The organism is Planococcus alkaliphilus (genome assembly GCF_057031095.1).
This window is the reverse complement of sequence record NZ_CM168060.1, coordinates 996,214-1,008,872: the sequence shown is the minus strand read 5'-3', so window position 1 is coordinate 1,008,872 and position 12,659 is coordinate 996,214. Positions and strand designations below refer to the sequence as shown.

Annotated in this window: 14 protein-coding genes and 1 riboswitch; of the genes, 6 read left to right on the top strand and 8 right to left on the bottom strand. The window is 44.8% G+C overall.

From position 1 onward, the window contains the following. Positions 1-58 precede the first annotated feature (58 nt). The 3 genes from AC2EXB_RS05130 (at position 59) to AC2EXB_RS05120 (ending at position 2,142) form a co-directional block, all read left to right on the top strand. Positions 59-199 carry a hypothetical protein gene (locus AC2EXB_RS05130; protein WP_235198596.1) on the top strand — a complete coding sequence of 47 codons (141 nt, stop codon included), beginning with the start codon at positions 59-61 and terminating at the stop codon, positions 197-199. 242 nt (positions 200-441) lie between these two features. After that, on the top strand, positions 442-1,449 hold the full coding sequence (mreBH, locus tag AC2EXB_RS05125; RefSeq protein WP_483603998.1) for a rod-share determining protein MreBH: 1,008 nt from the start codon (positions 442-444) through the stop codon (positions 1,447-1,449). 126 nt (positions 1,450-1,575) lie between these two features. Then, positions 1,576-2,142: a beta-class carbonic anhydrase gene (locus AC2EXB_RS05120; protein WP_483603997.1), complete on the top strand. Its 567-nt coding sequence runs from the start codon at positions 1,576-1,578 to the stop codon at positions 2,140-2,142. A gap of 7 nt (positions 2,143-2,149) precedes the next feature. On the opposite strand, the gene AC2EXB_RS05115 is transcribed toward AC2EXB_RS05120, so the two are convergent. From AC2EXB_RS05115 to AC2EXB_RS05105, 3 genes are all read right to left on the bottom strand, one after another. Next, entirely contained in the window at positions 2,150-2,638 is a 489-nt protein-coding gene (locus AC2EXB_RS05115) for a DinB family protein (RefSeq protein WP_235198594.1), read from the bottom strand. A gap of 86 nt (positions 2,639-2,724) precedes the next feature. Next, a complete protein-coding gene (locus tag AC2EXB_RS05110) occupies positions 2,725-3,273 on the bottom strand; it encodes a GNAT family N-acetyltransferase (RefSeq protein ID WP_235198593.1) in 549 nt (182 codons plus the stop codon). A 1-nt stretch (position 3,274) separates the two neighbouring features. Continuing rightward, positions 3,275-5,074: a M3 family oligoendopeptidase gene (locus tag AC2EXB_RS05105; protein ID WP_483603996.1), complete on the bottom strand. Its 1,800-nt coding sequence runs from the start codon at positions 5,072-5,074 to the stop codon at positions 3,275-3,277. Positions 5,075-5,289: 215 nt separating this feature from the next. Between AC2EXB_RS05105 and AC2EXB_RS05100 the strand changes: the two genes are divergently transcribed. Beyond that, entirely contained in the window at positions 5,290-6,009 is a 720-nt protein-coding gene (locus AC2EXB_RS05100; RefSeq protein ID WP_483603995.1) for a tryptophan-rich sensory protein, read from the top strand. A 21-nt stretch (positions 6,010-6,030) separates the two neighbouring features. Here the strand turns inward: AC2EXB_RS05100 and map are convergent, their stop codons facing one another. Together map and thiT are read right to left on the bottom strand one after the other, a co-directional pair. Next, positions 6,031-6,780, bottom strand: a complete 750-nt coding sequence (map, locus tag AC2EXB_RS05095; RefSeq protein WP_235198591.1) for a type I methionyl aminopeptidase — start codon at positions 6,778-6,780, stop codon at positions 6,031-6,033. 201 nt (positions 6,781-6,981) lie between these two features. Beyond that, the gene (gene thiT, locus AC2EXB_RS05090) at positions 6,982-7,560 is read right to left on the bottom strand and encodes an energy-coupled thiamine transporter ThiT (protein ID WP_483603994.1); all 579 of its coding nucleotides are present in this window, start codon (positions 7,558-7,560) and stop codon (positions 6,982-6,984) included. A gap of 93 nt (positions 7,561-7,653) precedes the next feature. Continuing rightward, positions 7,654-7,753, bottom strand: a riboswitch (TPP riboswitch). A 147-nt stretch (positions 7,754-7,900) separates the two neighbouring features. Between thiT and AC2EXB_RS05085 the strand changes: the two genes are divergently transcribed. Next, positions 7,901-8,974, top strand: coding sequence for a M20 family metallopeptidase (locus AC2EXB_RS05085; protein WP_483604721.1), 1,074 nt, complete (start codon positions 7,901-7,903; stop codon positions 8,972-8,974). A gap of 67 nt (positions 8,975-9,041) precedes the next feature. Continuing rightward, on the top strand, positions 9,042-9,173 hold the full coding sequence (locus tag AC2EXB_RS05080; protein ID WP_260107733.1) for a hypothetical protein: 132 nt from the start codon (positions 9,042-9,044) through the stop codon (positions 9,171-9,173). A gap of 44 nt (positions 9,174-9,217) precedes the next feature. Here AC2EXB_RS05080 and AC2EXB_RS05075 read toward each other — a convergent pair whose 3' ends face one another. The 3 genes from AC2EXB_RS05075 to AC2EXB_RS05065 are packed head-to-tail and all read right to left on the bottom strand — an operon-like array spanning position 9,218 to position 12,531. Further along, a complete protein-coding gene (locus AC2EXB_RS05075) occupies positions 9,218-10,141 on the bottom strand; it encodes an SGNH/GDSL hydrolase family protein (RefSeq protein ID WP_483603993.1) in 924 nt (307 codons plus the stop codon). 3 nt (positions 10,142-10,144) lie between these two features. Then, the gene (locus tag AC2EXB_RS05070) at positions 10,145-11,374 is read right to left on the bottom strand and encodes an aminopeptidase (RefSeq protein WP_483603992.1); all 1,230 of its coding nucleotides are present in this window, start codon (positions 11,372-11,374) and stop codon (positions 10,145-10,147) included. Then, positions 11,374-12,531 (bottom strand): DEAD/DEAH box helicase, encoded by a 1,158-nt coding sequence (locus tag AC2EXB_RS05065; RefSeq protein WP_483603991.1) that lies wholly within the window; start codon positions 12,529-12,531, stop codon positions 11,374-11,376. The genes AC2EXB_RS05070 and AC2EXB_RS05065 overlap by 1 nt, the downstream gene beginning before the upstream one ends. Between the last annotated feature and the right edge of the window lie 128 nt (positions 12,532-12,659).

Genomic DNA, 12,659 nt, shown 5'->3' with positions numbered 1-12,659 from the left:
TCCGTTATATCATGTATACTGAGTAATGATGATTACAGTTCAGAGAGGAGTTATCATTATGTTAGAAGGTGTAACAATCACACTTGGTTTTATGGTCGTTATTTTCTTGTTTTTCTTCACCCTTTTGCATTTCCTTGGGAAAGAACTTCACTCTCATGATGCAGAAAAAGTAGACCCGATGCCTAAAAAGAGATTTTAAGAAAAAGCCGCTCTCCTCGGAGAAAGCGGCTTTTTTCAATTCTGCAAGACTTTCTCTTTACATTCTTAAATCATTTATTTTACATACGCATTACATTCTCTATCTATAGACCTGCCTTTTTGTAATTTTCCGCAACAATAGACCTTTCTTATGTATCATTTTATTTTTGCGTGCTTTTGAACCCCTCTTATACATGGTAAAATGCAGAATGGTAATTGTTTTATAATAGGAGGAGTTTAGGCATGTTTTCTTCAACGGATATCGGAATCGACTTAGGAACAGCAAATATTTTAGTATACACAAAAGCAAAAGGCATTATTTTAAATGAACCTTCAGTTGTTGCATTAGACACGAAGACGAATAAAGTCATCGCGATCGGCGAAGACGCAAAAGCAATGATTGGAAAAACCCCCGGATCGATCCGGGTTGTACGTCCATTAAAAGAAGGCGTCATCGCTGACTTTGATGTAACAACCGAGTTGCTGAAAATGGTTATGCAAAAAGCAGCCAAGCAAATGGGGGGATCTCTACGCAAACCCAACGTCATGGTATGCACCCCTTGTGGCGCTACATCTGTTGAACGCCGTGCCATTCATGATGCTGTCAAACAAAGTGGAGCAAAAAGTGTCCACTTGATCGAAGAACCTGTTGCCGCTGCAATCGGTGCTGACTTGCCCGTCAGCGAACCTATCGCGAGCGTAATTGTTGATATCGGGGGCGGCACTACCGAAGTCGGCATTATTTCATTCGGTGGGGTCGTTTCTGCAAATACGGTAAAAGTTGCCGGAGACCGTATGGATGAAGACATTGTCCAATATGTCCGCAAACATTATAATGTATTGATCGGCGAACGGACGGCTGAAAATATCAAAAAAGAAATCGGCTATGCGCTAATTCCGCATAAATCCGAATCGATGGAAATCCGCGGCCGCGATATCATGACTGGCCTGCCAAAAACCGTCACGTTAACATCTACGGAAATTCAGGAAACCTTAAAAGAATCCTTGCTTTCTATTTTGGAATGCATCCGGGCTACTCTTGAAAACTGTCCCGCTGAACTATCCGGTGATATCGTCGACCAAGGCGTTGTGATTTCCGGAGGAGGCGCTTTGTTGAAAGGCATGCAGCAATGGCTATCGGAAGAAATTTCCGTACCTGTCCATACTGCTCCCCAACCGCTTGAATCCGTCGCAATCGGTACTGGCCGCTCGCTTGTTATGCTGAACAAAATTGAAAAAATCTCTCGCTAATTTGTTTGAACAAACAGTTTGGAAGCCGGCGCTTCCAAACTGTTTTTTTGAATATTGAAGGTTTACAGTCGTGTTATCGGAAAATTTGTTTTAAAATAAAGGAAGTAACTTTAAGGAGGATTCACTATGTCGATGTTGGAAGATATCTTAGCTTATAACGATGAGTTTGTGAAAGAGAAGAAATACGAGCAATACATAACGACGAAGTTTCCAGACAAGAAAGTGGTCATCTTGACGTGTATGGATACCCGCCTTATTGAAATGCTGCCGAAAGCGATGAATTTAAAAAACGGCGACGTTAAAATTGTGAAAAGTGCCGGTGCGGTGATCAATCATCCGTTTGGCGGCATAATGCGCAGTTTGATCGTAGCTGTTTATGAACTGAAAGCAGACGAAATTTATATTATCGGCCATCATGATTGCGGAATGTCAGCAATCGATCCTCAATCCATTTTATCCAAAATGGAAGCAAGAGGAATTGAACGCAAAACCATTGAAATGATGCAATATTCCGGGGTCGACTTGGAAGGATGGCTTCGCGGCTTTGAAGACGTAACAGAAAGCGTTACACATAGTGTTCAGATGGTGAGAAACCATCCGTTGCTTGATAGCAAGGTTCCTGTACACGGCCTTGTAATAGATCCTACAACCGGCAAACTCGACGTTGTGGTTGATGGAAATGAAAACCGCTGAGACTTTCTCAGCGGTTTTTGTTTTGCTTTTTGTAATAGAGATAATCCAATGGAATACCCGCTTTGCCAAACTGGCGAAGAAAAGAAGTGATTTGCCCTCGATGATAGGAAGCATGATTGATGACCGTAAAGAGCATTTCTTCTCTCGTATTGTGAAATTCATCGCCGCGCAAGTTTTTAAAGAAAAGCATTTCCTGCCATTGTTCTTCTCCAAGAGATGCGAAATACAATTCCATTTCAGCATGCAAGAGCATAAACGCCTCAATCGCTTTTTCCGTCGTTGAGACCTCGTAACGTTCAAATGCCGGACTTTCTATGCCATTCATCCGCAACAGCCATAGTTTTTCCACACCAATCACATGCTCTACGGTTTTTTCGATCGACTCAAAAGAGTTATCGCCAATTTTGGTATAGAGGTCCTCCCCTATTGACTGAACATGCCGAAGACATGCCAAAGTAGCCCATTGATGATAAGAAAACAAATCTTTTCTATCCATCTCTCCTCTTCCTTTCACTGATGCCGTTATTCTGAAAACCATCGGACAACATCTTTCCACCATCTTTTATAGGCGGCCTTGCCCTTTCAAAATTCGCTTTCAAGCAAAGCAAATTGGTAATGGTCTTCCCAGACACCGTTGATGTACAAGAATTCGCGCAATAAGCCTTCATTCAGGAAGCCGGTCTTTTGCAGAACGCGGATTGATCCCATATTCCTCGGCGACACATATGCCTCGATCCGGTGCAGCCGCAATTGCTCGAAGCCGAACGTATTGACCAGCCGAACCGCTTCTGTCGCAATGCCTTTGCCGATATAAGCCTCATCGATTGAATAGCCGACCAACGCACTGAGGAACGGCAAACGTTTGATGCTGTACATGGAGATGTGGCCGATCATTTTATCCGTTCCGTGTTCAAAAATTCCAAAACTGTATTCCCGATTTTCACGTGCCTGGTAAATCGATTCCCGTATTTTTTCACGCTGCACCAATGCCGTAAAATAACTGTCTTGATGGCGCGGTTCATAGATGGCCCAGTAATCACGGTTTCGCACTAATAATTGGACCATCTCTTCCGCATCATCTACAGTAAGCGTCCGAAGGTAGCAAGTCTTTCCGTTGAATAATAGATTCATATCATTCGATAGAAGATGTTAGCGCATTAAACTCTTCTGCATCTTTCACACAAAGGGCGATGCCTTTTTCCCAGAAGGCTTCTTTTGTGATATCTTCCCCTAGATGCTTAAGCGCCAAATCTTCGGCTGTCATAATAGCGGTATCTCTCAACAATGCCATATACTTGCCTTCGAAATCGGCGCCTTCTTCCAATGCCTTTGCGTAGATGCTCAGCGAGAACAAATAGCCGAAAGTGTACGGGAAATTGTAAAATGGTACATCCGTAATATAGAAATGCAATTTTGATGCCCAGAAATGCGGGTGCGTTGATTTCAATCCGCCTGCAAATCCTTCAGTTTGCGCCTGTTCCATCAACTCGTTCAGACGGGCTGCTGGCACGACTCCATTTTTGCGTTCTTCATAAAAACGGGTTTCAAATAAGAAGCGTGAATGAATATTCATAAAGAACGCGACACTTCGCTGTACTTTATCTTCTAATAAAGCAATTTTCTCTTCCTTCGATTGGGCATTTTTTACAGCTGCATCTGCGACAATCATTTCAGCGAAAGTCGAAGCTGTTTCTGCTACGTTCATCGCATAGGAACGGTTAAGTCCATGGACTGGGTGCATCGCGTACGAATGGAAAGCATGGCCCAATTCATGTGCTAAAGTGGCCACGTTCGACATGGACCCACTATACGTCATGAAGATCCGGGATTCTTCTGCCATCGGCAATTCAGTGCAGAAACCGCCCGGTCGTTTGTTCGGACGGTCTTCCGCCTCAATCCAGCCCTTTTCAAATGCTTGAAGTGCAAATTTTTGCAGCTCCGGACCGAACTTGCCGAAATGCTCCAATATGAAATCAGCGCCTTCTTGGTAGGTAAATTGCTGCGTGCTTTCCGTTACAGGCGCATCCACATCGTACCAATCCAAGCCATCTTTCCCGAGAATTTCTGCTTTTTGATTTAAATATGCTACAAATGGCTGTTTATTCTTGCTGATTGCGCCCCACATCGCATCCAATGTTTCCTGTTTCATCCGGTTCATATGCAAAGGCTCTTGCAAGACATTGTCCCAACCACGCTTTTTATACACTTCCAAACGGAATCCCGCAATCGAGTTTAAGGTCTTGGCGAAAAAGTCCTCTTTATCTGTCCAAGCTTCTTCTAACTTCTCATAAGATTCTTTCCGAATTTCAGCATCTTTATGGGAGCTCAAGTTATTGGCTTGTCCGACAGACATCGTCTTTTCTTCGCCATCAATGGTCATTTTGATTTTAATTTCGCCCACTAACATATCATAGAGCTGGCTCCAGCCATGATAGCCATCCATACTGAGGGCTGTGATCAAATTCTCCTCTTTTTCGGAAAGCTGCATTTTCGCTTCTTCCCGCCATTCGTTCAAGAAGAAACTGAATTCTTTCAATAAATCGTGCGAAAGCAATTCTTTCCATACCGCATCATCCGTTTTCGTCAAATCCTGTTGGATTTTCTGGAGAGAAGCATCAAAACGCGCATGCAGCGAAGAAGATTCACTTTGCAGAATTGCCGCTTTCTTATCTTCCGTATTTTGTGCCATCAAACAGCCGATGAATGAACCCGATTGGCTGAGATGCTGCATCAATGCATTTACTTCTTCTAAAAGGTTTGCCACCATTTCAGCATCGCCGCTTGATGTCGGCGCTTTAAAACGCTGAGCTGTTTTTTCAAATTCATTTAACTTTGGTGTTGCCTCGTCCATATGTAACCGCAATTCTTTTGAATCGCTGCCCCCCTGGAACAACACATCCAAATCCCATACTTCCGGAAATTTAACCGTCATTGTTTTACCCCCTGGTAAACTTAATTTTCTAAAAACACTTATAAGTATACCATTTCCTGCAAAATGTCGGAACAACTCGAACTTTCGAGTGGAGGGCTTTTTGAAGAAACTCTCACACGATATTCACAAACCTTCCTTTTTATGAATATTCTTGGAAGTGATGTTTGTTGAAGCGCTTCCTGACAGGTATACTAAAATATGAGGAGGGATCTCTTATGGCTAGGATACTGCTGATGACACTCGCATATATCGGCATCATCGTAATAAACTCATTAGCGAATATTTTGCCGCTTAATGGACAAACCACTGGTGAGATTTCCAATCGCCTTCCGGTTCTGTTTACACCAGCTGGCTATGTATTTTCAATTTGGTCCGTTATTTACATATTATTGGCTATCTGGATCGTCGGGTTTTGGCTCCGTTATAAAAAAGGGGAAGTCCCGTCATTCAAAATCACTTTATTCTTCACCTTAAGCGCTGTATTTAATATTGCCTGGCTGTTCTTATGGCATTATGAGTTTTTTGCTTGGTCTGTTCTAGCGATCTTTGCCTACCTGGTGTCCTTGATCGCCCTGTATTTGCAATACAGCAATTCCGAGCGCAAACTGACAGAACGCCTTCCAATCTCTATTAACATGGGGTGGCTCAGCGTCGCAGCGATTGCTAACACGAGCTTTGTCTTAACTTCTTACAACTGGAGCGGCTGGGGGCTGAGCGATCAGTTATGGACAGTCATCATGCTTACGGTAGCGACTGCGTTGGCACTTCATATTCGCTTCCATCATTTTGACATTCCGTACGCGCTCGTTTTCGTTTGGGCATTTATCGGCATTGCCGTGAAACATGGCACCAACGAACTGCTGGTCACAACCGCTTCCTTATTTTTAAGCGGCGTCATCTTAACGGGCATTCTGCTCATCAAAAAAAGATCCTGATAGACAGGATCTTTTTTGTGTTTAATTCAGTTTTGTCAGCAAGATCGGTTCCCCTTTAGTGACAAGGACCGTATGCTCAATCTGTGCGACCAACGATTGGTCAGGTGTAATGAATGTCCAGCCGTCGCCAGATTCCACAATATGCTCTGCTTTTTGGGAAATGAATGGCTCAACAGCCAAAACCATGCCTTCTTTTAAGATCGTCGTTTCCCAGGCATCATAATAGTTCAAGACATGCTGCGGTGCTTCGTGCAATGATTTTCCAATGCCATGCCCTGTCAAATTCTTGATGACGAAAAGGCCTTGCTGCTTCGCTTCACGCTCTACCGCTTTCCCGATTTGGTTCAGCTTTGCGCCTGCTTTGACTTTGCTCATTGCCCGGTCAAATGCAGATTCTGCTACTTGGCATAATTTTTCTTTTTCCGGATGGCCTTCGCCAACCACAAAAGAAATGCCCGTATCTGCAAAATAGCCTTCATAAGAACCCGAAACATCAATATTCACGATGTCGCCATCATTGATAACGCGTTTGCCTGGCATGCCATGGGCCACTTCTTCATTTACGCTGATGCATGTAAAGCCCGGGAAATCATATTCCGCTTTCGGGCCGGACACGCCGCCAAGTTCCTTGAACATTTTGCCGCCCAATTCATCTAATTCTTTTGTCGTAACGCCTGGTTTCGTCGCTGCTTTCATCGCTTCGCGAATCTCAGCTACCATGCGCCCCGCTTTCTTCAGCATTTCGATATCTTTTTCATTCGTTGCAATCATTTAATACCCTTCTTTCAAATTGTCTACTGAAAATTATAGCATACGAAAAGCGCAAGCGCCCGTTTGAAGAAGGTAAGCTAAAAGCGCGACATCGTGTTGCAACGCTTACATGACCCGCATCCTGCGGGCCTTCCACAACGAAAACAGCCGCTGGAGAAACTTCGTCTCCAGCGGCTGTTCTTTTTTATCCTTTTAACTATTTCATTGGACTTCCGCATCCACCAGTTTCGGTGCAGCGGTGAAAAGTGCTGAGCAAACTGCAGCGGCCAATAAGAACACGGGAATCATATACGTGGCATTGTAGACAGCCGAATAAACAAACACATTGCCTTCAGCAAACATTCCGAAGAATAATACACCCGTGATTACATGCATCAGATAGCGCAAGAGAGAAGCAATCAATACGCCGATTACTACAGCGGCAATCATGCCGCCTGATTTTCCTTGCTGATGGGCTTTCAAATAATTACCGCGCAGAAGCCCTGCAAAACCGACTACTCCGTAAGCCACCAGGTAATCTAAAATCACTTGCATCACGACAAAACCGAATGACAAAGGCGTAACAGAAATGACGCCGGTTACTATTTGCAGCAGCCCGACTAACAGCCCTGTTAAAATTCCAGCTGCCATGCCTCTTCTAAACGCCATCAATACAATAGGGATCATGACCAAGCTGACTGATCCGCCTTGCGGCATTTTAAAAGCGACAAAATCCAGCACGTACCCGAGTGCTCCGAATATCGCAATTTCCACCATTAACAAAACACGTAAATTTCTCATGACTTCCTCCTTGTGTTGTGCACATCACCAGAAGAGCCGCAGAAAAAAACCATAAAAAGCGGCGCCAGGACAGATCCTGACGCCGCATAAAGGGCAGGTTTCTATCCACATCCCTGCGCAAGCGTTAACTTACAGGTTCAAAGGGTAAGAACAAAAGTGTTCACTCTCAGCAAAAGCTCCCCTTGTGGTGTATACAATAACTATTCTTTCAACTTTCATTGTACACAAGGTCGAATGTGAAAGCAATTCGTTTTAAGCGCTGTTCATAGGGTACACTTTTAATGATGAATCATTTTGAAGGGTGGTGAAAGCAGCAAGAATCCATTTTGCTGCTCAGGACATGATCGATTTACTAAAGGATTTGATTAAAATCAAAAGCGATGACCAAGAAGGTGCCAATGAAGCATTAGTATTTTGTGCCAATTGGTTGAAAGAAAAAGGGGAAACCGTCACAGTCCACGAAAACAACGGCTTCATGATGCTTACCGCAATCAAGGGCTCTGGCGATGAGACTTTGATATGGAATGGCCATGTGGATGTCGTGCCTGGCCACAATGAACAATTTACGCCGTTTGAAGAACTTGGACGTTTATACGGCCGCGGAGCCGCTGATATGAAAGCAGGCGTAGCGGCGATGATGCAGGCATTTGTCGAACTCGATGCTGCATCCTTGGAGAAAACGGTTCAACTACATATTGTCACTGACGAAGAAATTGGCGGCCGCAACACATCGAAATGGTTGGTTGATCAAGGCTACCATGGCGATTTCGTCATTTGCGGTGAACCGACCGGCTTAAAAGTCGGGCTTCAATCGAAAGGCATCTTACGCATGGATTTGACATTTAAAGGAAAACCGGCGCACGGCAGCCGTCCTTGGGAAGGCATCAATGCCATCGAGTCTGCGATGAAATACCATATGGCCATAAGCGAATTGCCTTTCCGAAAAGAATCTACGGAATACTACGAGCAGCCTTCCGTCAACTTGCCGATCATCAACGCTGGCGACCGCTATAATGTGGTTCCGGAAATTTGCCAGATGTCCTACGATATCCGCTTTATGCCGGGCCAAGACAAAGAAGAAATCATCCGGCAGATGGCTGATCTCGCTGATACGTTAAACGTGGATATGGAGTATAAAGCAAGCGGCTCTACACCAGCTTTAACGACCACTCAAGCAAATCCTTATATCCAAACTTTACAGCAGGCGATTAAAACGGTGACAGATCAGGAAGCGATCCTGTTCGGCCAGCACGGGGCTGCGGATACCCGCTACTATGCGGCGGTTACCGGCGGTGAAGGCGCGATTGAATTTGGTCCGAGCGGCGATGATTGGCACGGCAATGCCGAATATGTTTTAATTTCCAGCGTCCATGAATACAAAGATATTCTCTTAGCCCATGCCTTAACAAAATGAAAGAGGTTTGCGTTTCACGAAATAAGGGAAATCATTTACTAGCGAATCTATGATGGGAGCGATGAATATGGGAATCGGACGTATCGTGAAGACGGCAATTAAAATTGCACCTATTGCCTATCCAATTATTAAAAAAGTAATGAACAGCAGAAAAGCCGGAAATACGACACCTTATAAGACACCAAACTCCAAACGATAAAAAGAAAGCCGCAGCGATTAAAATCGCTGCGGCTTTCTTTTGGATCAAATATAAGGAAGGGCTTCACGCAAAGCTAAATAATCCACATCCATGTCTTCAGACGGACGCATAGCGGATGTATTTTCAAGCGCGGGCTCTTCTGCTTCTTGTGCGCCATCTTGTTCCTGCGCTTGGAGGATTTGTTCAAAGCTTAACGGATTCGGTGCAGGCAGTTCGTTTTTTTCAACTTTCCACCCTTTTTGGTAACGATCTAAAAAAGCATTGGCCATCGCTTGATAACCTGTGAAATTCGGATGGACATCTGCAGGGTTCGGCACTTTATCGGTTGGTGATGCGCCAAAAGCGGCGTCAACCGAAATAAACTGGGCGCCTGCCTTCGCAGCAGATTGTTTTAAAATCGCATTCAAGCGGTCCAATTGTTTGCCAGTGCCTTCTTTTTGCGAATCCCGGACATGCGGATAAGCAAAATAATAGCCCATGACATAGACATCCGCTTTCGGAGCTCTTGTTTTCAATTCGGCTAAAATAGATTCCATGTTCTGCCGCGCTTGGTTCAATGCAAAGTCCGCCTGGATTTGCTGGAAAGTCAGCGACCCCTCTGTTGGGTTTACTTGCACTAAGCGCAGTAAGTCATTTGCCCCGGCAGATAATGTGATGACATTGGCCGAAGCCAATACTTCTTTTGCTTCCGGAGACTTGATTCTTTCCAAAACATCTTCTGTTGTAAATCCCGGAAATGCCAGGTCTTTTGTGAATAAAGCGACCGGCTGATGGCGTGCGAGCTCTCCGGCAATCATGTCGGCATACCCCGCATCAATTTGGGAATTGGGTGTTTGCCCGGCAGCTAGGGAATCCCCCAACGCCACATAGACCGCTGGTATTTTAATAGCTGCTTGTGCTTGCACCGAAGAACCGAAAAACATCAAAAGCAGCATCAACGCAATTCCTATTTTCTTCAATTTGCTCACCTCTTAAAATGCCCAGTTTCCATTCCGGAAAACCGGTTCGCTTGAACCATCTTCATGAATTCCGTCAATCGACATTTCGCCGCTGCCGATCATGAAGTCTTCGTGGACAATCGATGTATTTAATCCGATCGATTCCAATTGCGTACGTTCCAAATCACGCGCTCCTTCGTAGCAAGTCGGATACGAATCGCCGATTGCCAAATGGTTCGAAGCATTTTCATCGAATAATGTATTGTAGAAAAGAATATTGGCGTCTGAAATCGGCGATTCATGCGGCACTAATGCCACTTCCCCTAAATAAGCTGCCCCTTCATCAGACTGGATCATCTCATCCAACAGTTCCTGGCCGACGCCAGCCACCGCTTTTACAATTTTCCCTTTTTCAAAAGTCAGTGTGAAATCATCAATGATATTCCCTTGGTATACAAGCGGTTTTGTATTGCGGACAAAACCTTCCACCCCATATTTAGTCGGGACTGTATAGATTTCTTCAGTCGGCATATTGGCGATGAACGAATTGCCTTGCGGCGTTTTCGCTGCACCCGTCAGCCATAAATGTTTTTCCGGAAGTGAAATCGTCAAATCCGTGCCTGGTGCTGTGTAATGCAATTTCGCGAAACGTTTTTCATTCAATTGTGCAGCACGGGTTTCTAAATGTTCTACATGGTCTGTCCATTTCTGGACAGCATCGCCTTCGCCGATCCGCACTGTTTTAAAGATGGCATCCCAAAGAGCTTCAATTTGCTGATCGCCCTCAAGATTTGGGAATACTTTTTCAGCCCATTTCTTTGAAGGAATGGCAATGATTGACCATGCAATTTTATCCGATCCAACAGCCTGGCGGTAATTTTCCAACGCCTTTCCTGCTGATTTCTGTGAATCCGACAATCGTTTTGTCGGGATCCCGGTCAATAAATCCGGATCCTCTGCATCGATCCATAAGAACGAACCGCCGGTTTTAATGATTTCATCCCGCTGGACGACTGACCATTCCGGATATTCGTTAAACGCGTCGTCCGGCGCCAATTCGTAGTGGTCGCGCGTGTGGACAGGATCAGCGTAATTGACATGGACGCGTTTAGCTCCGGCTTCATACGCCTTTTTGACAACTAAGCGAGTAAACTCGACTGTATCCGTCGTTGTATTGATCAAAATGATTTGCCCTTTTTGAACGTTTAAACCGACATGGACTGTCAGTTCTGCGTATTGTTCCATTTTCTCTTGAAAAGTCATTATTTTTTCCCCTTTTCAGAAATTGTTTTGCTGTTGCCTGCCACCAATTGGCCGCCATGAAGAATTTTTTGGACCGGTTTAGACGGCAATTCCTTGGTGAATTTCTTGTAATGCCGTTCATCTGCATAAGCGAGCAGCGTCAAGACTTCACCATCTGCACCTGCACGGCCTGTCCGGCCTGAACGGTGCATGTATTGTTCAACCGATTGCGGCACATCCACATGGATAACATGCGTTACGGCGTCAATATCCAAACCTCTTGCCGCCACTTCCGTCGCGATCAAAATGGAAACTTCTCCTTTACGGAACGAATCCAGCGCTTTTTTCCGTTGGTCTTTGTTCATTTCAGAATGCAAAGTCACGATTTTGGCATCGCGGAATTTCAATTTATTTTCTTTCATCAGCAATTGATCCAAGTTATTGACGAAAGCTAGGCCTTTCATTCCTTCAATATGCGAAATTCTGCGAAGCAGATCCGTTTTATCGCGTTCGTCCACTTTGATGAATGAATGAGTGACTTTCCCTTGCATCGGCATGTCTTCCGCTGTAACACGAAGGCGTGTCGGATGGTTCATCAAACGGTCAGCCACTAGTTCGACTTCTTCCGTAATCGTCGCTGAAACCAATACAAGCTGGCGGTCATGCTGTGTTTTTTCAATCAAGTCCTTCATCAAGTTGCGGTGTTCGCGCGCCATCAACTGGTCGCCTTCATCCAGCACCAATATCCGGATTTCATGCATTTTCAGTTTTTTGGTTTTCACCAATTCGCTCAAACGGCCTGGCGTTCCGACGACAATTGCCGGTTTTTTCTTGAGCTTTTCCAGCTGCCGCTGCATGTTCGCGCCGCCGATCAATTGGGTGACAGTAACGTCCGTACCTTCAGTCCAATCGCGCAATACGTTGACGATTTGCATCGACAACTCTTGAGAAGGTGCTACTATCATCGCTTGGATGGATTTTTTCTCCGGATTGATGCGTTGCAAAATCGGCAGTACGTAAGCCAAAGTTTTTCCGGAACCTGTCGGAGACTCGGCTACGATGTCATTGCCCGCAAGCATTTCAGGAATCATCTGCTCTTGTATCGGCATTGCTTGTTCAAATCCAGCATTTTTCCATTTTCCTTGCCAAATTGGATCCAGTTCATTTATAAAATTCATCTCTTATTCCACCTTCTTTTCGATGCTAATAGTGTACCATATTTGGCGCCCTAGCTGGACATTTTGAAGAATCCCGGCAAGCGTTTCGTTTCCATCAAAAAAGCCAGCCCTTTTTCAGGCTGGCTAAG

Coding starts and splice junctions, on each gene's coding strand:
- AC2EXB_RS05130 (WP_235198596.1), top strand. CDS start 59: ATGTTAGAAGGTGTAACAATCACACTTGGTTTTATGGTCGTTATTTTC.
- mreBH (WP_483603998.1), top strand. CDS start 442: ATGTTTTCTTCAACGGATATCGGAATCGACTTAGGAACAGCAAATATT.
- AC2EXB_RS05120 (WP_483603997.1), top strand. CDS start 1,576: ATGTCGATGTTGGAAGATATCTTAGCTTATAACGATGAGTTTGTGAAA.
- AC2EXB_RS05115 (WP_235198594.1), bottom strand. CDS start 2,638: ATGGATAGAAAAGATTTGTTTTCTTATCATCAATGGGCTACTTTGGCA.
- AC2EXB_RS05110 (WP_235198593.1), bottom strand. CDS start 3,273: ATGAATCTATTATTCAACGGAAAGACTTGCTACCTTCGGACGCTTACT.
- AC2EXB_RS05105 (WP_483603996.1), bottom strand. CDS start 5,074: ATGACGGTTAAATTTCCGGAAGTATGGGATTTGGATGTGTTGTTCCAG.
- AC2EXB_RS05100 (WP_483603995.1), top strand. CDS start 5,290: ATGGCTAGGATACTGCTGATGACACTCGCATATATCGGCATCATCGTA.
- map (WP_235198591.1), bottom strand. CDS start 6,780: ATGATTGCAACGAATGAAAAAGATATCGAAATGCTGAAGAAAGCGGGG.
- thiT (WP_483603994.1), bottom strand. CDS start 7,560: ATGAGAAATTTACGTGTTTTGTTAATGGTGGAAATTGCGATATTCGGA.
- AC2EXB_RS05085 (WP_483604721.1), top strand. CDS start 7,901: ATGATCGATTTACTAAAGGATTTGATTAAAATCAAAAGCGATGACCAA.
- AC2EXB_RS05080 (WP_260107733.1), top strand. CDS start 9,042: ATGGGAATCGGACGTATCGTGAAGACGGCAATTAAAATTGCACCTATT.
- AC2EXB_RS05070 (WP_483603992.1), bottom strand. CDS start 11,374: ATGACTTTTCAAGAGAAAATGGAACAATACGCAGAACTGACAGTCCAT.
- AC2EXB_RS05065 (WP_483603991.1), bottom strand. CDS start 12,531: ATGAATTTTATAAATGAACTGGATCCAATTTGGCAAGGAAAATGGAAA.